Consider the following 20,890-nt stretch of genomic DNA (forward strand, 5'->3'; position numbering starts at 1 on the left):
CGCGAAACGGTTTTCTGGTGGAAGCTTATTACGTTTCAATCGCCTGTGCCTTATCGGCAATTCTCTGCATTGTGTATGTGGGGGCCCTGAAAAGGGATTTTTTCCACCCGACCGTTTTCTATGTCTTTTGCCAATGCGTCACGTTGGGAATCTCGTACCTGAAGATTTCCCCGTCCATGAGCGATTTCAAGATTGTTACCTGGTTTGCCTGGCTCGGTGCCATGGCTGCGTTTATCCTTGGTTCCATGGCCTATTACTTGATAAAGCCGGAAACGGTCGAGCTGGAAAAGAGCCGGACCATGGAAGTGGGGCGGGAATACAACTGGAAATTGCACTTTGTCTTCTCGCTGATTTTTGTGGCCATTTTTGCTGTGGGTGCGTTCCTTGTATCTCGAGCTATGGGCGGAATGTACCTTATGAGCGTGGGGCAGAAAACTTTAAGGAGTAGCGTTCAGGCGTCGGCCTTTGCCAATGTCAGCTTTGCCAGTTCCCCCTTTGTGGTGGTGACGCTGATGGTCGCCTCCTTCAAGTCTATCAATCCCTATAAGTGTATCAGGATTGCTTCATTCATTCTGGCGATTTGTGTCATTATATTATCTGTATGCGTGTACCCTGGACGTAATGCCCTATTCCTGTGCCTGGGCTCTTCCTTTATTCTTTTTCACTATCTAAAGAAACGCATACCGACCAAGGCGATTATCATGGTGATCGTCCTTGCCATCTCATCTTTCGTGGCGGTAGGTCTTGTCCGTTCGCAGTATGGAAGTTCCTCGCTGGAAGGGATGGGCTTGAAGTACGTGATGACCTTGCCCTATAATTACATTGCCAATAACTATTGGAATCTTGATTATGCGGCAAATCCCCCTAACGATAGGGAAATACATCCGTATACTTACGGCCTGGACATGGCGGGTGCCCTTGTGGAATATACGGGAGCGCCGGGTGGCTTTAGGTCGTCTTACGGGTGGGATGACGTCTTCAATGACCGCATCATGAAACAGCGCGGCTACAATACTGTTAGCTACTTGTGGGAAGTCTACAAGAACTTTGGAATTGCAGGCTGTATATTCTTCCCGTTTTTCGTTTCGTTCCTGATGTCGTTCCTTTATGAACGCATGAAGGTTTGCTGTCGCCCCCAGATGTTCGTACTGATGGCCCTGTCCATCTACCATGTGGGTTGGAGTTTCTTTGTAGGTGGCTTTAAGCTGGGCCATGTCTGGCTCTGGGTCTACCTTATCGCATTTATGCATTTCGCCTGCAAGAGAAGGCGCAGGCCGGCTGTTGCACAAACGGCTGAGCTAGATTCGCTTGAGCTTGCTAAGAATTAGGTTCTTGCAGGAATGGCGTTCGTCGGCGTTAAGGCCGAATATCCATGTGGCACCGATGACTGCTGTTGCCGATATGGCAGAAAGCACGACAAAGCGTACGACGCCCTGAACGGGGATTTCTGCGCTGGCGAGGGAGATGCCGCCTGCCACTGACGAAACCAGGATGATGGGCCAGATGACCTTACCCAGATATCGTTTGAGGGGCAGGTGGATTTTGTCTTGCATGTAGGCGGCGCGCCAGAAGAGTACCACGAGGTTGATGGCGAAGCGCACCACGAAAACGTAGACCGGCGAGTAGTTCAGGTAAAGGACCAGCACACAGAGGGGAATGTTCAGGAAGGTGATTGCTGTTTCGATGATGTAGTAGTTGCGGACCTTTCCTGTGGCGAGAATGGACATCCATTGGGGACCGGCGATGGAATCGGTCAAAACAAAGAGGATCATCCACTTGACGAAGGACGTGGCGTATTCGGGCACTTCTACAAGCCAGATGCTGAAGATGAAATCGATGTTCAGCAGCAGCGGTGCCGCGAAGATGAACATCAGGAAATAGGAAAATTTCGAGACCCGTATGACCAGGGTGGAAAGGGATTCGAATTCTCCGTTTGAGTACTGCTTGACAATTTGGGGATTGCTTGCTGTCTGGAAACTGGCGACCAGCTGGTTCGTTGCCTCGGCGACACGGTTGGCGATTCCCATGGCGGCATTCAGGGTAACGCCGTGGAAAATGTTCAGGATGAAGTTGATGCCCTGGGATTTGCAGATGGAGGTGACGCCGCCAAAGGTACACCACCCGGAGAAGGAGGCCATTTCCCTGAAGAGCCGCCTGTCGCGCTCAAAGCTGTATCTGCAATGCTGGCTGAAGTTTCGCTTGCAGTAGACGGCGTAGGATAATTGCACGATGACGCAGACGGCGAAGGCCAGCGCCGCATAGGCGAGGAGCTTGTCGGCGTTGATGATGACCAGCATGTAGACGATGACCAATCTTAGCAGGGCGTTGACGATGCTGATGCCTGCGATAAAGGACATTTTCTCGTTTGCGATGATCAGCGCGTTGTAGGGGATGAAGACAATGCCCAGAAGGGTGCTGCCGATGGAAAACTGGTAGACAATGTTTGCGATTCCGATTCGGCCTTCGGGAATGTTCAAGTTATGGTTCAAGAAGTAAAGGCCCACGGTTTCTGCCAAGATCAGCAGGACCAGCGAGATTCCCACATGGATGTTCATGGCTGCCGAGAAGACTTTTGAAACCCTTTCAAGGTCTTTTTGGCCCAGGGCGAAATTCAGGTAGCGCTGGGTGGCCAGGGTCATGGAGGCAATCAGGAACGAGAAGGCGGCGGCGATGCTTCCGACAATTTCAAAGATTCCGAAGTCCGATACGCCCAGGTACTTGAGTACGATTCTTGACGTATAGAGGGAGACGACCAGGGTGAACGCCATCCTTATGTAAAGGAAGAGGGTGTTCTTGGCGATGCGTCGGTTTACTTGTGACGGCATAGGATTCTTCTCTGGATGGACAGCTTAATTTTAAAAAGGTAAAGTACCGAGAACAGCCTTGCCTGACAGAGGCTGAGTTTAAGCAGGTCCTTCTTGCTGAAACATTCTCGGTTGAATCGCCTCAGTGCCTTTTGGCAGACATCCAGGTTGATAAATTCCAGGAAGTTCTTTCGGGTGGCGAAATAGGAATCCCGATTCTGCGGGTTGATGTAATACTGGATCAGGGAGGCCCATATGATTCTCGCGAAATCCGTGTAGACCCAGGATGTGTAAGTCTCGGTGGGGATGCCGTAGGCTTCGGCGATGGGGAGTTGCTGCAGGTACAGCTCACTGTTGGCGAGAATGGATCCGAAATCCTTTCGGACGGCCTGGGAAAGGGAACTTTCCGATTCGCGATAGTGGTAGAAGGGGCGTGCCAGGTAAGATATTCTTGGACGTTTGCAAAGGGCGTTCAGGAAGAACATCCTGTCTTCGCCAAGAGAGATTCCCGACCTGAATTTTAAATCATTTTTCTTTAAAAAATCAGCTCTGTAAAATTTGCAGCAAACACCAATAATGATTCCGCAGTGGAGCGGATTTGTCTGTACCGCATTTTTGATCAGTTCGACCAGGTTCTCGCCTTCGAAATGGCCGATGTCTTTGGGGAATGCCTTGAAGTTCTGTTCCGAAGTGGCCGTGTTTCGATAGTTTTCGAAGATGGTAATGTCGGAATTTTGGGCTACGGCGTAGTTGTATAAACTTTCCAGTGTGTCGGTATCGAACCAGTCGTCGGAATCGAGGAATACGATGTAGTCGCCGGTTGCGTTCTGGATGCCGAGATTGCGGGCTTCCGAGACGCCCTTGTGGTCTTGTTTTAGAAACTTGACGCGGGTGTCGGCGGCGTAGCTGTTGCAAAGCTGGATGCAGGGGGCGACAGTTTCGTCTTTTGATGTGGAGCCGTCATCGATGATGATCAGCTCGATGTCCCTTAGCGTCTGCCCTAACAGGCTCTCGATACACTGCTTGAAAAAATCGGGAGGCGTGTTGTAGGACGGCGTGATGATACTGACTTTGGGCATGATTTTTTTTATATTCGCTAGGGTTCTCAGTAATTTAAAAAATTAATCCACCAGAAGAATAACAGGCATGGCATCCAACGAAAGAAATTACGGAATTGATTCACTGCGCATTGTTTCGATGTTCATGATTGTCATGTTGCATGTGCTGGGGGCCGGGGGCATCCTGGCCAAATCCGCCTGGGGAACCGCCCACTATTTTGCCGCCTGGGGTGTGGAAAATCTGATCCTCTGCGCGGTAAACTGCTACGCCCTCATATCGGGATTTGTCGGGGTTTATTCGAAGTTCAAGCTGAAGAATATTGTGTCGCTCTGGTTCCAGGTGGAATTCTATTCGCTGGGAATCGCGGTTGCGCTTTACTTGCTTGCTCCGGGCGTTTTCGGGACTGGCGATCTGGTAAAGTCGGCGTTGCCGGTGCTTTTTGAACGTTACTGGTATTTTTCGGCCTATTTCTGCATGTTCTTCTTTATGCCGTTCATGAACCGTTTTGTGCTGGAGGCGCCTAAGGATCTGCAGAAGAAATTCCTGGCCCTGTGCTTTGTGTTGTTGGCAGTCTTGCCCACGATTGTCGATGAGGATGTGTTCCATTCCATGAACGGTTACAGTGCGCTGTGGCTTGCCGTGATGTATATCCTGGGGGCTTATATGCGCCATCATGGGGCTTGGCTTGGCAAGAGCAAGTTGTTCTGCGTGAGTGTCTTTGCGGTTGCCGTGGGCTGCAATCTGCTGGCGAAATATGGGCTGGCCTTTTTGTCGATTCGCCTGACGGGTTCCGAGAGCATTCACACCAATGTGCTGCTGGAATACACGTCCCCTACGATTATCGTGGCTTCGGTAATGCTTTTGATCCTGTTTTCCAGAATTAAATGGGGGGCCTGCGGGGCCGCTGTCGTAAAAGTTCTTGCGCCCCTGACTTTTGGGGTTTACCTGGTTCATATGCAGCCCATGGTTTGGCAGTATCTGGGCGAGGCTCCCTTTTCCTGGATTTTGGAACAGCCGGTATACAAAGCTACCCTTTTATTTATAGGTTTGGTTGTCGGCATCTATGTATCTTGTTCTGCAATTGAATTTATTCGTAGAACGTTCTTTAAAATTTTGAGGGTTTCTACCCTAGAAAATCTGGTTTCCGAAAAGATTTCCGCCCTGTGTCGCCGATTGCTCGCCTTTTTTTAGGTCAGACGCATTTTTTCGTAGACAAAAACTCCCTTTGTAACGATAAATTGGTTGTAAAGGGTTAAGTGGTTGTTTTGATTTTTTCTAACTTTGGGTGCAAAATTGCGAGAGTGGCGGAATTGGCAGACGCGCCAGACTTAGGATCTGGTACCTCGGTGTGTGGGTTCGACTCCCACCCCTCGCACGTCTTTAACATCTAACAACCGATAAGAAATCGATTTTCGGAGTTCATAATGACAGTTGAAATCAAAGAAACCAGCGCCACCAAGCGCACCCTCGAAATTACCATTCCGCAGGCCGACCTCAAGGCTCCCTTCGAAAAGAAGGTGAATCAGTACAAGAAGCAGGTTACCCTGAAGGGTTTCCGCCAGGGCCAGGTTCCCAAGGCTATGATCCTGAAGCAGTTCGGTGAATCCATCCGCCACGAAGTTGTGGATGAAACCATCAACAAGATCGTCCAGGATGAACTGAAGAAGGCAAACATCATTCCCGTTGGCCAGATGAAGGTTGTTGATTTCAAGGATGACAAGGAAAACGACATCGCACTTAAGGTGGAAGTCGAAATGGATCCGGTCATCGACATCAAGGGCTATGCTGACACCGGCATCACCGTTCCCGCCATTGCTGTAAGCCAGGAAGAAATCGACAACGAATACAACCGTCTCATGCAGATGTGGAGCAAGGACGAACACGTCGATCGCGAAGCAAAGTCTGGTGACGTTGTCGTTGGCAACTATGTTGAAGTCATCATCGACGGCGAAAAGCAGGATCTGCCGGAAAACAAGGAATTCCGTTCTCTCCTCGGCGAATCCGCTTCTCCGGGATTCGATGCAGGTCTCGTCGGTGCCAAGGCTGGCGAAGCTAAGGAAGTCAACTTCCAGTATCCGGAAGACCACAAGGACGAACGCTATCGCGGTAAGACCGCTCAGTTCAAGGTCGAAATTACCGACGTTCGCGAAATCGTTCCTCCCACCATGGACGAAGCCTTCTTTGAACAGGTTGGCGTCAAGGACGTTGAAGACCTGAAGAAGAACCTGGCCGAAGGTATCGAAAACCAGAAGAAGGACGCTGCCAAGAACAAGGCTATCAACGAAGCTATCGACAAGATTATCGAAGCTAACCCGTTCGAAGTTCCCGAAGCTCGCGTCTACGACCTGATCCGCTGGTCCATGAACCGTAACGCCCAGAGCGAAAAGGATGTTGTGGAACCCACCGAAGAACAGATCAAGGCTCTCTCTCCGGAAGCTGTCCGCGAAATCAAGAAGCACCGCATTCTGGACTTCGTCGCTACTGCTGAAAAGATCCGCCCGGCCCAGGCTGACGTCGACGCACGTCTCCAGGTCATGGCAAACGCATATCACGTGGACTTCGAATCCCTGAAGAACCACTTCCGTCAGTCCGGCCGCATCAACGGTCTCCGCGACGAACTCCGCGTCCAGATGGCCGCTGACTTCATCGTCGGTATCCGCCCCGTTGCCGAAGAAAACAAGTAAGAGGTAAACTCATAATGATCATTCCTACCGTCATCGAGACCACCGGACGCGGTGAACGCGCCTACGATATCTATTCCCGTCTTCTTAAGGAACGCATTATCTTTTTGGGAACTCCCATTAACGATGAAGTGGCCAACAATGTGATGGCCCAGCTGATCTTCCTTGAATACGAGAATCCGGAAAAGGATATCACGCTGTACATCAACAGCCCGGGTGGTTACGTGTCGGCAGGTTTGGCCATTTATGATACCATGCAGCATGTTCGTCCGAACATCGCTACAATCTGTATTGGTAGTTGCGCCTCTATGGCTGCTGTGCTGCTGGCTGCAGGAACCAAGGGCAAGCGTTATGCTCTCCCTCATTCCCGCATCATGCTGCATCAGCCTTCTGGCGCTGCCACCGGTCAGTCTACCGATATCCAGATCACTGCCAAGGAAATTGTCCGCACTAAGGATACTCTGGCAGAAATTGTCGCCAAGCATACTGGCAAGGCTATCGACGAAGTCCGCGAAAAGACCGACCGTGACTTCTACATGAGCCCTGAAGAAGCCAAGGCATTTGGCGTTATTGACGAAATTTTTGTGCCGCGTAAAGAGGGATTTTAATGTATCGTAGCGGGAAGAACCATCCGACGGTGAATTGCAGTTTTTGTGGCAAGCCGGCGGAACAAGTCGAGAAGATGATTACAGGCGCAGGCGTCCACATTTGTAGTGACTGCGTTTCCATGTGCCATCGTATTATCGAAGAGGATCGTACCCGCAGAGCGCAGGAAACCGCAACTGCTGAACTGACTGCAAAGCCTCTTCCGCATCCGTCCGAGATCAAGGCTCACCTGGATGAGTTTGTTATTGGTCAGGACCAGGCCAAGATGGCTTTGTCTGTAGCGGTCTACAACCATTACAAGCGTTTGCGTTACAAGGCTACGAATACCGACAAGAACGCTGTAGAAGTTGAAAAGTCCAACTTGCTTCTGGTGGGCCCCACCGGTTCCGGTAAGACTTTGCTGGCCCAGACGCTGGCCCGCTTCCTGGATGTTCCCTTTACCATTGCCGACGCTACCGTGCTGACTGAAGCTGGTTACGTGGGCGAAGATGTGGAAAACATCATCGTTCGCCTTTTGCAGGCTGCCGAATATGACGTGGCCAAGGCCGAACGTGGCATTATCTTTGTGGACGAAATCGATAAGATCGCCCGCAAGTCTGCCAATCCGTCTATTACCCGCGACGTGAGCGGTGAAGGCGTGCAGCAGGGGCTTCTGAAGATTCTCGAAGGTACCGTGGCTGCTGTTCCTCCTAAAGGTGGACGTAAGCATCCCGAGCAGGCCCTGGTGCAGGTGAATACCCGCAATATCCTGTTCATTTGCGGTGGCGCCTTTGAATCTCTGGACAAGATTATCGCCCGTCGCGTAAACAAGGGTGGCATGGGTTTCGGTGCCGATATCCGCAGCTCCGAAGAAAATACCCTCAGCGAATTGTTCAAGGTGATGGAACCTGATGACTTGATCAAGTTCGGTTTGATTCCTGAAATCGTTGGACGTTTGCCCATCGCTGTCGCTCTTGAAGAACTTGATGAAGCCGCATTGCTGAACATTCTGACTGAACCCAAGAACGCCTTGGTAAAGCAGTACAAGAAGTTGTTCGCAATGGACGACATCGAGCTGGACTTTGAACCGGAAGCCCTGAAGGAAATTGTCCGCGAAACTATCGTTCGAAAGACTGGTGCCCGCGGCCTCCGTTCCGTTATGGAAAAGACCTTGCAGCGTTACATGTTTACCATGCCGGGTTCTGGCGAGAGCAAGCTTGTAGTGACTGCCGAAATGGTCCGTCAGGCTTTGGACAATGTGGTTCCTGCTGACGAAACTGCGGCGGCTCCCAAACGTACTCGTAAGAAGTCCGTATAACTCTTCGATTAATGGGTTGCACTTGATTGTGTGCGGCCCATACCCTGTGGGACTTACCCGCAAGCCTATTTTTTGGATGGTCCTTCTTCGGAATGCGACCTCCATTTTTTTATTTTTGGATGACTCAGGATTTTCGTTTCGAATTCCTGCACTGGAGATTTTAATTTGGCCACTGATTTTTCTAGAACCTATCCGCTGCTCCCCCTTAGAGATGCTATCGTATTTCCGCTGACCACCCGCCGCATTTTGGTAGGCCGCGACATTTCGCTGAAGGCCCTGGAATACGCCGAGGCTCATGACAATGTGATTATCCTGGCCGCCCAGAAAAATATCGAGCTGGAAGAACTGGAAAATCCCATGCTGGACCTTTACTCGGTGGGCGTCATGGCCCGCGTGAGCAACGTGACTCCGTTCCCCAACGGTTGCGTGAAGGTGGTGCTGGAAGGCGAAGCTGTGGTGGACCTCCGTTCCATGAACATGGAACTTGGCTTTTTGCAGGTTACGGTTTCGGCCCATACTCCGGCGGTTCTGCTGACTGACAAGAGCTCCCGTTTCGAGAACGTTCTGGTGCAGTTCCGCGAATACGCCATGCATCGCAACATTACCGAAGGCATGGTGGACGCCCTGTTTACCATGGATAGCCATCTGAACGCCTTCTACGGTATGATTCCCTTCTTGCAGGTTTCCCTGTCTGAACGTCAGCGCCTTTTGGAAGTAGGTTCCATCGACGAGTTGGCCGACAACCTGATCGAGATTATGCAGGCTTCTGCCGTCAACGACACCTTGATGGTGAAGGTGCAGCAGAATGTGCGTCAGAAGATGGCCCAGCAGCAGAAGGAATGGTTTATTTCTGAACAGATCCGCCAGTTGCAAGATGAACTGGATGGCGAAAATGGCCAGTCCGAACCGGATCAGCTGCTGAAGAAGATTAAGGAAAAGAAGTTTGCGGAACCGATCCGCGAAAAGCTGGAAGAGGAAATCGGCCGCATGAAGCTGATGCAGCCCACTTCCCCGGAATATGCCGTCAGCCGCAATTACCTGGACTGGTTCCTGACCCTTCCGTACAACGTGTACACGGAAACCAGCCTGAACATGAAGAAGGTGAAGGCCGAACTGGATTCCAAGCATTTTGGTCTGGACAAGGTGAAGGACCGTATCATGGAATACATCGCGGTCCTGAAGCTTACCGGCACCGAACGCCGCGCCCCCATCCTCTGCCTTGTTGGCCCTCCGGGTGTCGGCAAGACCACCTTGGTGGAATCTATCGCCAAGGCCATGCAGCGCAATTTCGTCCGCATCACTTTGGGTGGCGTCCGTGACGAAGCTGAAATCCGCGGTCACCGTCGCACTTACATTGGCGCCATGCCGGGTCGATTCATTCAGGCCCTGAAGCGCGCCAAGTGCATGAACCCCATTATCCTTCTGGACGAAATCGACAAGATGGCCAGCGACTTCCGCGGTGACCCCGCCAGCGCTATGCTTGAAGTTCTGGATCCGGAACAGAATCACGACTTTACCGACCACTTCATGGAAGTGGGCCTGGATCTTTCCCGCGTGCTGTTTATCGCCACCGCCAACAACGAAGGCGAAATTCCCGAACCCCTCCGCGACCGTATGGAAGTGGTGCGCCTGCCGGGTTACTTCCCCCACGAAAAGGAAAAGATTGCGGCCAACTACCTGGTGCCCCGCATCTGCGAACGCACCGGCGTTACCCTGGACAAGGACATCGCCTTTAACGAAGACGTGATCCGCCACGCCATTCGCGGCTGGACCCGTGAAGCCGGTGTCCGTGAACTGGAACGTGTGCTGGAACGCATCGTTCGCCATCGTGCCAAGGACATGGTGACGGGCAAGAAGTTCAAGGCCGAACTTTCCGAAAAGACTTTGCAGGAGTATCTGGGAGCCGCCCGCTTCCTGGATAGCCAGCTCCCCGAATCCGGTCGCCCGGGCGTTATTACCGGCCTGGCCTGGACAAGCGTGGGTGGCGAAATCCTGCCTATCGAATGTACCTTGCTGCAGGGCAAGGGCGGCCTGCTGCTGACGGGTAAGCTGGGCGACGTGATGAAGGAATCTGCTCAGATTGCCCTCTCCCTGGTTCGCGAACGTCTGCAGAATTTCGGCATCGATCCTGACGTGGTGAAGAATACCGACATCCACATTCACGTGCCCGAAGGTGCCGTTCCCAAGGATGGCCCCTCTGCCGGTATTGCACTCACCTTGTGCCTGCTTTCTGCATTTACCCGCCACCCCGTGCCCACCGACATCGCCTTTACCGGCGAAGTGAGCCTCACTGGCGCCTGCCTCCCCATTGGCGGACTCAACGAAAAAGCCCTTGCCGCTCTGCAGGCTGGCGTAAAGACCTTGCGCCTCCCGGAACAGAACAAGAAGGACGTTGACGAACTTCCCGCTCCGGCAAAGAAGGGCCTGAAGATCTTTACCCACAAGCACATTGACGAAATTATCAAGATCCTCTTCAAGGGTGTCGATAAGAGCAAGTGCTTTAAGGTGGTGACGAAGGAAGGTTCCGCAGACGGTAAAAAGAACTAAGGGTCGGTTTCGTCCCTAGACTCTGGAAATTTCCGCACTGGACTTTAGACGGTCTGGTGCGGATTTTCTATTTCCCTTTTATAGTTAGCAATTCTATTTTGCGGACTTACATATATTACTTTGTTTAAAAGAGCCGGTTGCATAATGAACGGCTGAAAGGCCGCTCCCTTGTTTCGGTATAGTGGCAAGTGTATATTTGGGCCATGAAGAATTTGAATCTCGTTGGCACGACCTGGATCGGGAACAGTTCCCTTTTGGACGAAGAACTTGTGGGCGTCTTTGCTTCGGACCGGAGCGATATTCTGATGCCTCGCCGGCGTGACCATTGGGCGGCTGATGCAGGTTTGGAAGGTTGCAAGGTGGTTGGCTCCTTCCGCAATCTAAGCGAAAGGAATATCCTGGAAATTCTTTTAAGGTATGGGGGACACGCCGTATGGATTGTAGACCGCAAACTTCCCACCATTTACAGTAGCACCTGTTGCCAGGCGTTTGCAGAAGGCCGTCTTTTGGTGGTTTCCTGTTTTTGGAACGATGAGAGTCTGTTCAGTACAAGGCAATATTGTGCCGACTTTGTGCAGCGCCTTGCCTCCCGATTGATACTGTGGGCTCCTTCAAGCGGAGGTCTGATGCAACGGGTGGCTTCCTGCGCGTACCGCAATGGAAAACTGGTAGAAGTCCACTGAAGCAGTTCAGTGTAAAAAGCTATCTTTGCTCCCATGCCTATCTTATCAGCACAGAACATTCTTTTGCGTCTTGGCGGAACCGCTCCGCTGTTGGATAACGTTTCCTTTGATGTTGAACCTGGCGACCGCATTTGCTTGGTGGGCCGCAATGGCGAAGGAAAGTCTACGCTTCTGAAGGTTCTCACTGGCGAGATGGAGTATAACTCCGGCGATATCGTGAAGAAGACTGGCCTTCGGGTCAGCCGCATGATCCAGGAAATTCCCGCCCACATCGACGGTACCGTCCGCGACATTGTGATGGGGAAGGTGGCGGCAGGCAGTTCCGCCGGCTGGACGGGCGTAAAGGATGGTTCCAACGAAGATGGACATCACGATTCTGCAGCAGAGGCGATTCTTGGAAAGACGGGCATCGATGCGGACCTGCCTTACGATAGCTTGAGCGGTGGTCAGAAGCGTAGGGTGCTTTTTGCCCGCGCCGTGGCCGAGGATCCGGATTTGCTTTTGCTGGACGAACCTACCAATCATCTGGACATTCCCGCCATCCAGTGGCTTGAAGGCATCGTGACCCGCCTGAATTGCGCCGTGATGTTTGTTAGCCATGACCGAGCTTTTGTCCGCCGCGTGGCTACCCGAATTTTTGAACTGGACCGCGGTCGCGTCCGCAGCTGGAATTTCCCCTACGACAAGTTCGTGCAGTTCCGCGATCAGGCCCTGGCCGAAGAAGAAAAGGCCAACGCCCTTTTTGACAAGCGCCTGGCCGAAGAAGAAGTCTGGATCCGCAAGGGCATCCAGGCCCGCCGTACCCGCAACGAGGGCCGTGTCCGCGCCTTGATCAAGATGCGTCAGGAACGTGCCGAACGCCGCGTGCGCACGGGTAACGTGAATATGCAGATTACTGAAGCGGAACGTTCCGGCCGTATGGTGGCCCGCCTCACCGACATCAGTTATGCCTATGCTGACGAAACGACGGGCGGCGTCTCGCTTCCTCTCATCAAGAATTTTTCTACCGAAGTTTCCCGCGGTGACCGCATCGGCATTGTAGGCCCCAACGGTAGCGGCAAAACCACTCTCCTGAAGTTGATCCTGGGCGAGTTGCAGCCGGACCAGGGCGAAGTTCGCCTGGGCAGCAATCTTGAAATCGCCTACTTCGACCAGATGCGTACCCGCCTCCGCGAAGACAAGAGCCTTATCGAAAACATTGGCGATGGTCAGGCCTACATTACCTTGAACGGCGTCAAGCGCCATGTGCTCAGCTACCTGCAGGACTTCCTCTTTAGCGCGGATCGTGCCCGCGGTCCCATTAGCGCCTTGAGCGGTGGTGAACGTAATCGCTTGCTTTTGGCCTGCCTCTTTAGCCACCCCAGCAATGTGCTGGTTCTTGACGAACCTACCAACGACCTGGATATGGAAACCTTGGACTTGCTGGCGGAACTTCTGGCGGAGTACAAGGGAACTGTCCTTACCGTGAGCCATGACCGCGCCTTTTTGGATTCCGTGGCCACAGGCATTTTGGCCATCGAAGAAGACGGAAACATTTTCGAGGCCGTGGGCGGTTACAGCGATTACGAAGCTAACAAGAAAATCCGTGATAAGGAAGCCGCAGCGGCTGCCCGCGTCGCCGCCGAGAAGGAAGCTTCTCGCAGCTCCGCAGCCAGTAACGCAAACGGCGGGGAAGGCGTGAGCTCCGCTCCCGCCAAGAAGAAAAAGCGCAGCTATAACGAGGAACGCGAATACAATTCCCTTCCCGAAAAGATCGAGAAGCTGGAAGCCGAAATCGCGGAACGCCAGGAAGAACTTTGCAAGCCCGAGGTCTGTACCAACGCCGCCCGCATCGTGGAACTGCAGAAGGAAATCACGGAACGGGAATCGGCCCTGGAAAAAGCCTACGAACGCTACGAGGAACTGGACGCGCTGGGATAGGCGGCAGGTTTCAGGCAATAGGCGCGAGCAATGAGCCGTGAGCAATGAGTTGTGAGCAATGAGCGGTGAGCAATGAGCGGTGAGCAATGAGCCGTGAGGTCGGCCTGCGGCCTTTTAGGTATTGGGTCGCACCTGCGGTGCTTTTAGGCGCTTAGAAATGAATGAGCAATTTCGTTGCTTTTATAACCGGCGCGAAAATTAGTTACGAATTAAAAAGCCAGGCTCCTCCTGCGCGATTATCAGCCTGAAAGGAGCCGCAGGCTCCGCCCTCATCCCTGCACTGAAACTTTTCGTTCCGGTATTAAATTCCCTTTTTTTCATTAAAAATTAGCGGTACCCTTATGACGGGATACCATTTTTTTTAGATGTGAAAAATGTTTAACCTTTTGACTATCATAAGTATTTTGAGTTTTGTAATCTTTTTATTATAATTATATGACGTATAGGATTTTGGAAAGAGAGGTCATTTATGATCAAGAAGATTGGAATTTTGACGGCAGGTCTTTTGGCTGGTTATGCCGCCGCAGCAACTGCTGTCGTTTTTTCGGATGAAGATGGCGTTACTGCCGGTAAGCCCTACGCCCAGAGCTACATCTACGATTATGGTTCCGGTGCATCCATTGACACAACGAATGTGAATGGTGCCCGTGTTCTGGACTTTACTGCACCCACGACTACCGATGGCAAGTCCGGTGCCGGTTTCGGTTTTAGCTGGGCCATTGACGCAAGCTACAAGCCCAAGGTGACTTCAATTGCGACTTATAAGGGAGTTTGCCTGGCTTATGAGGCTGACGCTCCCTTCCGTGTAGATTTCAAGCAGTCTACCATTACCGATGACAACTATTACGGCATGGAAATGGCTGCCACCAAGGGTTCTTTAAAAAGGTCCTACATCGCATTCTCTGCCCTTACCCAGAGCTGGAAGTCTACCAAGACCGTAGCCTGGAATTCCGGATCTCAGCTGGGCGTTCAGTTCAGCTTCAAGGACTCCCACGCCAAGGCTGCCAAGAGTGGTTCTAACACGGTCACCCTGCATAGTTTTACCTTGGGGGATGAATGCGTCACTGCCGCTCCTAATGTAACCGAAGGTTTTGCTGGCTATAACGGCGGTTCCATCGACCTTGCCGAAGGCGCCGTTCATACCATGAATATGGCCGAGGTTTTTGAAGATGCCGACGGAGACGATCTGACCATTACCGTGAAGATCGTAAGCGAAAACAATTCTGTCAAGCTGGTGGATTCTACCAAGTACGACCAGAATAGCATCATCAAGTTCACGACCACCCCGAATCCCGATGGTCCCGCCAAGGTAACTCTGACCGCAACGGATCCCACCAAGAAGACCGCCACCTTCTCCTTCACCATCAATACCGAAGATACGGAAAACCTGCCGGTGGCCCAGAACATGGAATTCGAGGTCAAGGAAGATTCCTCTTACAAGAGCACTCTCCTCGTGAACAACCTGACCAAGATTTGCTCCGATGCCGATGGCGATGCTGTTGAATGGGTGCAGCTCAGTGAACCCGAACATGGTGAACTGAAGATTGCTGCCCTGACTGGCATATTCACATATACTCCTGCAGCAAATTTCTATGGTAAGGATTCCTTCACCTACAAGTGCGTCGAAAAGAATAACACCGACAGGGAAAGTGAAATTGGCGTTGCAACTATTACCGTAACAAACGTGAATGATGCTCCGGTGGTTAAGATCCTGACCAAGACTTTCTTGAATGAAGATGGTGATGAAAAATCCTTTGGCGATACCCTGGTAGTCGATGAAGATTTCGATGACTTTGTCCTGGTGTTCCCCAAGGAAAACATTTCTATTACGGATGTAGATGGCGATGACGATTATACTGTTACTGGAAAGGCAAGTGGTGTCGTTACCGTGAGCGTCTCTGCAACAGACGATAATTATCTGATTGATGTGTCGGCGATTAAGGATGCCAACGGTGTTGCCAAGGTTAGCCTCGTGGTTACCGACCCTGCTATTTCTATTCCCAATGTGATGTTCTATGTAAAGGTAAATCCTGTTGCCGATGCTCCCATTGCCAAGGATGATACCTATGAAGTTCTGCAGGGCAAGAACGAAATTACTGCCAAGAAGGGTGTCCTTGCCAATGATGAGGATCCCGATGGTGATTCTACCTTGATTGCCGTTCTGGATGTTGAACCTTCCGAAGGTACTGTGGTCCTTGCCGAGGACGGCTCCTTCGTCTACACCACCACCGATGAAGATTACGAAGGTCCGGATGCTTTTGCCTATCACATTGAAAACTCCGCAGGTCTTAAGTCCGAAATGGCTGTTGTCATGCTGGATGTGAAGTACAGGAACAAGTCTCCCATTATGACTGTTGACGCCATTGACACCACAGTGATGGAAGATGCTGCAGCTATTGTCTATAAGAAGGCTATTGTGACTTCCTGGGCAACGGATGTTGAAAAGGAAGCTTTGACTTACAGCTTTGAAAGCAAAGATGGCAAGACTCTGGTGAGCTACACTTCTGGCATTTTGACTATTACGCCGGTTCGCAATGCCTTCGGTGAAGCTATTGTGGTCGGTACTGTTACCGATGGTAAGAGCACTCCTACTGAATTTAACATCACTGTCAATATCACTCCTGTAGATGATGCTCCGGTGGTTATTTGGAGAGGTACAGCTACAATTGATGGCAAGAAGTTTGTTGGTGAAGTTCCCATGGATTCCATCTTCACTGACGTTGATGGTGATGAACTGGGTTACATCATCGGAAGCCATTCGAAGCAGCTGGATGTTGAAATTGTGGATGGTGTCCTGAAGGTTTCCTTGGCATCCGATACAGTTGAACTGTTCAAGGATGTGGCTTACCGCGTATCCCTTTCCGCTTACGATGCCAACGACACTACTAAGACTGTAGGCGTTGTGTTCTACCTGGAAGGTTCTTCTACTACGGGTATTACTCCCGTGGTGGCTTCTGCCAAGTTGAACTGGCAGGGGGCTATTCAGGCTAATCGCGGTACCGTCTCCATGATGGATATGCAGGGCCGCGTCATGTGGACCCGCCGTCTGCCGGTAAGCGAATCTGAAGTTCGTGCCGCTGCAGCAACGGTTCAGGGCCGCAAGATCCTGAAGGTAAATCAGCAGACCTGGACCATCAAGTAGTTTTTCCTTGTAAGCGGCGTGATGCCGCTCGCCGTGAGGTTCGCTCGCAAGCCTCGCTAGAGGCTTGAGGTCGCGACTTCGTCGCTAGAGGTTAAATTCACTCGGCTTCGCCGAAATACAAAAAAGACTCCCGTGAGGGAGTCTCTTTTTTTTGTGTCGTCAGGCACCATTATTTTACCAGAAAGCGAGCTGCGCTTGCGCCCCCAACTACCTAAAAGGGAGCGCGAAGCGCTACCGACCTGATTACTTCACCAGTTCGCACTTCGTGCGCTTGGTCGAAGCTCGGTCATAGCAAACGTTGATGTTTGCTGCGACTCTCGCTATTTGCACATATCGTGTGCAGTAGTTTGCGGCTCGGAAATGCTGATGCAAGCATCAGCGCTTCGCTCGCCTTGCGACTACTTTACCAGTTCCTCGGTATCGAGGGCGATGAGCAGTTCTTCGTTGGTTGCCACCACCATTGCCTTGGGGGTGCCTTCCTTGTTGATCATGTGGCCAGATTCCTTGCCTGCCTTGTTGTTGCGGTCTTCGTCGATCTGGTAACCGAGAAGTGCCAGGTTTTCCATGACGGTCTTGCGGACCAGCATGCTGTTTTCGCCGATGCCGCCGGTAAAGACGAGGGCGTCGATACGGGGCAGAGCCATGGCGATACCGCCGATTTCGCGGGCCAGCTTGTAGCAGAAGGTTTCGAGGGCGATCTGTGCGCCAACGTGACCTTCGCTTGCTGCCTGGGTCAGGGTACGCATGTCGTTGCTTAAGCCGGAGAGGCCAAGGAGGCCGGATTCCTTGTTCACCATCTTGTCCAGGCGGTCGATGTCATAACCGTACTTCTTGCTGATGTAGAAGAGAACTGCCGGGTCGACGCTACCGGAGCGGGTGCCCATGATGAGGCCATCCAGCGGGGTGAAGCCCATGGTGGTGTCTGCGCACTTGCCGTTGAGAATGGCGGAGCAGCTGGAACCGTTACCGAGATGTGCGGTGATGAAACAGCAGTCTTCCGGCTTCTTGCCGAGGATGGCTGCGGCTTCGGCTGTGACGAAGCGGTGGCTGGTGCCGTGGAAACCATAACGGCGGATGGCGTCGGATTCGTAGAACTTGTAGGGGATGCCGTAAAGGAATGCCTTACGGGGCATGGTCTGGTGGAAGGCTGTGTCGAACACGGCAACCTGCTTGTCCTTGAGGCTCGGGAAGAACTTCATGGCGCATTCCATACCGGTGGCGTGTGCGGGTTCATGGAGCGGGGCGAACAGCACGATGCTGCGGATGTAGTCGATCACATCCTGGGTCACCTTTTCGCTCTTGATGTACTTACCGCCATGCACTACGCGGTGACCGATGGCTTCGATGGTATCGGTGAGCTTCTGTTCGTCCAAGAACTTCTTTACCTGGTCCACAGCTTCGGCGTGGGTGGGACAGTCAAAGTTAAAGTCAATCTTGCCGACCGGGCCCTTGGCCTTGGTGTGGCCGTTAACGCCGATGTTTTCCACGAGACCGCTGGCAATGGATTCCTTGGTCTTGGTATCAATAACAGCGAACTTCACGGAGGAGCTGCCGCAGTTAAGCACGAGTACACGCATTTTTTAACCTCTGTTTTTTTTGAAAGAATTTTGAGAAGTAGGAAGTGGGCAAGGCGGTTGGCTTCGGCTTATCCGAAAGTACTCGTGTTGGGCAGGTCCTGCTTCAACGTTAATATGTTAAAAGTAGGAAATTGAATCAGAAAAAATTTTTAAATTTGGCGCAATGTTTAAGAGAATCCAAAAATTTGACGAAGGCGTATCACTCTATTGGTATTGGAACAATAGGCATTTTTCCGAAAAGACCAAGAGGTTTCTTCGCTCTTACGTACGCCTGGGTGATGGCTACGTCTGGATTCTTTTTGCCATTGTGCTTTTTATCCATATCGGTTGGCGAGCCTTTATTCCTGTAGCTATGGAAGCTGCCATTGTTACGGGCATTTCCCTGGGACTCTACGAACTGATCAAGCTTACGGTGAAGCGTCCCCGCCCCTTCGTGGTTCTTGATTCTATCAAGCCCCAGGTGCCTCCCATGGACGAATACAGCTTCCCCAGCGGTCATACCATGAACAACTTCGCTGTTGCCATGACTATGACTGCCGCCATGCCCTACTATGGCTGGGTGATGCTTCTGTTCCCCATGAGCTGGGGTCTTCTGCGAGTGTACTTTGGCGTTCACTGGTTTACCGACATCATTTGCGGCTTCTTGCTGGGTGTCGTCTGCTTTGGTCTGACTCACGGCATCTGGTATTTCCTGTCGCCGGTTCTTGCTGACTTGCTTCCCATGTTGACTTTCTAATGTCATCGATGATTGAATTTGTTAGTGCCGCAGATTTTTTTAAGACTGTTGGAAATGACGAACGTGTGTACTTCCTGGTTCGTCACGGTGAGCGGGACCATATAAAACCTAACGACCCTGATCATGGCGCCTTTGTCGGTTTGACGGACCGTGGTCGCGAACAAGCCCTTAAACTAGGCAAGTCCATTGCCGCTTCCTGCACCAGCGGAGTTTCTGCCGATTGCATGTTCTTTAGCAGTCCCGTAGGCCGTTGTATGCAGACCGCCGAATATATCGGCCTTGGTCTTGGGATAGATGCTCCCGATGTAATGCCGCAGCAACCCCTTGCGGAATTCTTTGTGAAGAATTACGATGCCTACATGGAAACTCACGTGACTGGATTTTACCAGGGGATTTGTCGTTGGTTGGATGGAACTGCCGCCGATTCCCGCTATGTGGACCCGGCTTATTTCCCCTTGGCAGCCCGCTCCCAGGAGATGGTCCAGTTCATGCTTTCTCACGGGAAGGCCCCTATCAATATCTTCTGTTCCCATGATGCCTGGATCGTACCCTGCCTGAATCATTTTTGCGGATTGCAATTCTCTCCCAGCCGCTGGATGAACTTCCTGACGGGTTTGGCCGTGGTCATCGGTAAGGACCAGGAATCCGGGGATGTTGGTGCCGTGAGACGATTTGTCCCCGTGACCGGCCTTGATACGGGTTGGATGCTTTTTTAGACGTTTCATTGTAAACTTTTTTAAATTTCTTCAAATAAAGTCTGCCTTTTTTGATTACATTCACTACCATGAGTGTTTCGAAAAACGCATATCGTCGAATTATCGTGCTTGGGTCGGGCTTCAGTAAGTCCTTTTGTCCCCAGATGCCGACCCTTCGGGACCTGAATAATCTGGTTCCTGCAGGGATTCCCGACGAATTCCCTCATTTTCGCGATTATTGCAGGAAGTTTCTGGATTTGTGCAATGGTTGCAAGGATTATCTGGATATCGAGACCTTGGCCACGTCCATTCTGTCTGCCCAGATTTTCCCGGGGGAGCGGGAGCGCCTGTATCATGCGTCCCTGCGTTTTGAACTGCTTCGCTTTATTGCCAATGCTATCAGTCGCGAAGAATCGCTGGATGCCAGTTCGGCGAAGGTCTTGCGGACGTTCCTCAGACGTTGCGTCAACTGTTCTGGCGCCGGTGCCCGCGATACATTGCTTCTCAGTTTCAACTACGATACCCTGATTGAAAAGGCAATCTATTCCGACGAAGAACTGTCCTGGCAGGTGGCCGTAGATTATGGTGTCCGTATTGAGCCGGCTGACCGTACTGCCCGACGCGCCAACACCGGCCGTACCGTCGACTTGATCAAACTTCACGGTTCCCTGAACTGGTATGCCCTCAAGGGGGTGACCGACACGCTGGATCTCAATAGTGTGTGCCAGGTGGAGCCGGGGGATCGCAGTTTTCCCATCTATTGCGAAGATACGCCCATCTATATTCCCATGGCCCACGCCAAGGAAAGCTTCTTGCGCGGAAGTCTCTTTAACTTGCTCTGGAGCAAGGCCGATTACTACCTGAAGCAGGCGGAGGATATTTTCTTCGTGGGTTACGGTTTCCCCAAGAGCGACATTAACAATTTGGAATTTTTATTGCGGCACCGCGAACGGTTCAAGCGCGTGATTGTTTATGAACAGCAGGGGCATCCAGACTTGGAACGTCTGCAGTCGCTGTTAGGAAAGAAGATGGTGATCTGCGAAGATGCCAAGGCCTTCCTGTCTAAGCTGTGTTAAATAGAATCAGCAGTTGTTGTAATTAGCAACAACGGAAACGCCTAAAAAATAGTCCATGTTGGACTAG

15 protein-coding genes and 1 tRNA gene are annotated in these 20,890 nt (G+C 51.7%); 13 read left to right on the plus strand and 3 right to left on the minus strand.

Annotated elements, in window-relative coordinates; translation table 11 throughout:
- The first annotated feature begins 17 nt into the window (after window positions 1–17).
- A complete protein-coding gene (locus B7992_RS05325; RefSeq protein WP_073159132.1) occupies window positions 18–1,328 on the plus strand; it encodes an O-antigen polymerase in 1,311 nt (436 codons plus the stop codon).
- On the opposite strand, the gene B7992_RS05330 is transcribed toward B7992_RS05325, so the two are convergent.
- Both B7992_RS05330 and B7992_RS05335 read right to left on the minus strand, forming a co-directional pair.
- Window positions 1,299–2,825 (minus strand): lipopolysaccharide biosynthesis protein, encoded by a 1,527-nt coding sequence (locus B7992_RS05330; RefSeq protein WP_073159130.1) that lies wholly within the window; start codon window positions 2,823–2,825, stop codon window positions 1,299–1,301. The two genes, B7992_RS05325 and B7992_RS05330, sit on opposite strands and share 30 nt — an antisense overlap.
- Window positions 2,810–3,883 carry a glycosyltransferase gene (locus B7992_RS05335; RefSeq protein ID WP_073159128.1) on the minus strand — a complete coding sequence of 358 codons (1,074 nt, stop codon included), beginning with the start codon at window positions 3,881–3,883 and terminating at the stop codon, window positions 2,810–2,812. Before B7992_RS05335 ends, B7992_RS05330 begins: the two co-directional genes overlap by 16 nt.
- Before the next feature lie 67 nt (window positions 3,884–3,950).
- On the opposite strand from B7992_RS05335, the gene B7992_RS05340 reads away from it, so the two are divergent.
- The 9 genes from B7992_RS05340 (at window position 3,951) to B7992_RS05380 (ending at window position 16,739) form a co-directional block, all read left to right on the plus strand.
- Window positions 3,951–5,054 carry an acyltransferase gene (locus B7992_RS05340; protein ID WP_088665731.1) on the plus strand — a complete coding sequence of 368 codons (1,104 nt, stop codon included), beginning with the start codon at window positions 3,951–3,953 and terminating at the stop codon, window positions 5,052–5,054.
- Window positions 5,055–5,158: 104 nt separating this feature from the next.
- Window positions 5,159–5,238 (plus strand) — tRNA-Leu (locus B7992_RS05345).
- A 49-nt stretch (window positions 5,239–5,287) separates the two neighbouring features.
- Entirely contained in the window at window positions 5,288–6,547 is a 1,260-nt protein-coding gene (gene tig / locus B7992_RS05350) for a trigger factor (RefSeq protein ID WP_088665732.1), read from the plus strand.
- Between the two features lie 14 nt (window positions 6,548–6,561).
- Window positions 6,562–7,152, plus strand: a complete 591-nt coding sequence (locus B7992_RS05355; RefSeq protein ID WP_073159122.1) for an ATP-dependent Clp protease proteolytic subunit — start codon at window positions 6,562–6,564, stop codon at window positions 7,150–7,152.
- A complete protein-coding gene (gene clpX, locus B7992_RS05360) occupies window positions 7,152–8,447 on the plus strand; it encodes an ATP-dependent Clp protease ATP-binding subunit ClpX (RefSeq protein ID WP_073159120.1) in 1,296 nt (431 codons plus the stop codon). Before B7992_RS05355 ends, clpX begins: the two co-directional genes overlap by 1 nt.
- A gap of 165 nt (window positions 8,448–8,612) precedes the next feature.
- Window positions 8,613–10,994: an endopeptidase La gene (gene lon / locus B7992_RS05365; RefSeq protein ID WP_073159118.1), complete on the plus strand. Its 2,382-nt coding sequence runs from the start codon at window positions 8,613–8,615 to the stop codon at window positions 10,992–10,994.
- A gap of 203 nt (window positions 10,995–11,197) precedes the next feature.
- The gene (locus B7992_RS05370; protein ID WP_101480032.1) at window positions 11,198–11,677 is read left to right on the plus strand and encodes a hypothetical protein; all 480 of its coding nucleotides are present in this window, start codon (window positions 11,198–11,200) and stop codon (window positions 11,675–11,677) included.
- 33 nt (window positions 11,678–11,710) lie between these two features.
- A complete protein-coding gene (locus B7992_RS05375; RefSeq protein ID WP_088665733.1) occupies window positions 11,711–13,597 on the plus strand; it encodes an ATP-binding cassette domain-containing protein in 1,887 nt (628 codons plus the stop codon).
- Window positions 13,598–14,066: 469 nt separating this feature from the next.
- On the plus strand, window positions 14,067–16,739 hold the full coding sequence (locus B7992_RS05380; protein WP_088665734.1) for a tandem-95 repeat protein: 2,673 nt from the start codon (window positions 14,067–14,069) through the stop codon (window positions 16,737–16,739).
- 398 nt (window positions 16,740–17,137) lie between these two features.
- Here B7992_RS05380 and B7992_RS05385 read toward each other — a convergent pair whose 3' ends face one another.
- On the minus strand, window positions 17,138–18,316 hold the full coding sequence (locus tag B7992_RS05385; RefSeq protein ID WP_088665735.1) for an acetate/propionate family kinase: 1,179 nt from the start codon (window positions 18,314–18,316) through the stop codon (window positions 17,138–17,140).
- A 163-nt stretch (window positions 18,317–18,479) separates the two neighbouring features.
- Here B7992_RS05385 and B7992_RS05390 point away from each other — a divergent pair, with 163 nt between their 5' ends.
- The 3 genes from B7992_RS05390 (at window position 18,480) to B7992_RS05400 (ending at window position 20,823) form a co-directional block, all read left to right on the plus strand.
- Entirely contained in the window at window positions 18,480–19,052 is a 573-nt protein-coding gene (locus B7992_RS05390; RefSeq protein WP_073159108.1) for a phosphatase PAP2 family protein, read from the plus strand.
- A gap of 8 nt (window positions 19,053–19,060) precedes the next feature.
- Window positions 19,061–19,768, plus strand: coding sequence for a histidine phosphatase family protein (locus tag B7992_RS05395; protein ID WP_073287128.1), 708 nt, complete (start codon window positions 19,061–19,063; stop codon window positions 19,766–19,768).
- Between the two features lie 68 nt (window positions 19,769–19,836).
- A complete protein-coding gene (locus B7992_RS05400; protein WP_073159105.1) occupies window positions 19,837–20,823 on the plus strand; it encodes an SIR2 family protein in 987 nt (328 codons plus the stop codon).
- Window positions 20,824–20,890 lie beyond the last annotated feature (67 nt).

It is taken from the genome of Fibrobacter sp. UWH1 (assembly GCF_002210365.1).
Classification (GTDB): Bacteria; Fibrobacterota; Fibrobacteria; order Fibrobacterales; family Fibrobacteraceae; genus Fibrobacter.

Bases quoted from the DNA above. Each gene is read 5' to 3' on its own strand.
- B7992_RS05385 (WP_088665735.1), bottom strand. From the start codon at position 18,316: ATGCGTGTACTCGTGCTTAACTGCGGCAGCTCCTCCGTGAAGTTCGCT.
- B7992_RS05340 (WP_088665731.1), top strand. From the start codon at position 3,951: ATGGCATCCAACGAAAGAAATTACGGAATTGATTCACTGCGCATTGTT.
- B7992_RS05380 (WP_088665734.1), top strand. From the start codon at position 14,067: ATGATCAAGAAGATTGGAATTTTGACGGCAGGTCTTTTGGCTGGTTAT.
- B7992_RS05330 (WP_073159130.1), bottom strand. From the start codon at position 2,825: ATGCCGTCACAAGTAAACCGACGCATCGCCAAGAACACCCTCTTCCTT.
- B7992_RS05355 (WP_073159122.1), top strand. From the start codon at position 6,562: ATGATCATTCCTACCGTCATCGAGACCACCGGACGCGGTGAACGCGCC.
- B7992_RS05400 (WP_073159105.1), top strand. From the start codon at position 19,837: ATGAGTGTTTCGAAAAACGCATATCGTCGAATTATCGTGCTTGGGTCG.
- clpX (WP_073159120.1), top strand. From the start codon at position 7,152: ATGTATCGTAGCGGGAAGAACCATCCGACGGTGAATTGCAGTTTTTGT.
- B7992_RS05390 (WP_073159108.1), top strand. From the start codon at position 18,480: ATGTTTAAGAGAATCCAAAAATTTGACGAAGGCGTATCACTCTATTGG.
- B7992_RS05375 (WP_088665733.1), top strand. From the start codon at position 11,711: ATGCCTATCTTATCAGCACAGAACATTCTTTTGCGTCTTGGCGGAACC.
- B7992_RS05370 (WP_101480032.1), top strand. From the start codon at position 11,198: ATGAAGAATTTGAATCTCGTTGGCACGACCTGGATCGGGAACAGTTCC.
- B7992_RS05395 (WP_073287128.1), top strand. From the start codon at position 19,061: ATGATTGAATTTGTTAGTGCCGCAGATTTTTTTAAGACTGTTGGAAAT.
- B7992_RS05335 (WP_073159128.1), bottom strand. From the start codon at position 3,883: ATGCCCAAAGTCAGTATCATCACGCCGTCCTACAACACGCCTCCCGAT.
- tig (WP_088665732.1), top strand. From the start codon at position 5,288: ATGACAGTTGAAATCAAAGAAACCAGCGCCACCAAGCGCACCCTCGAA.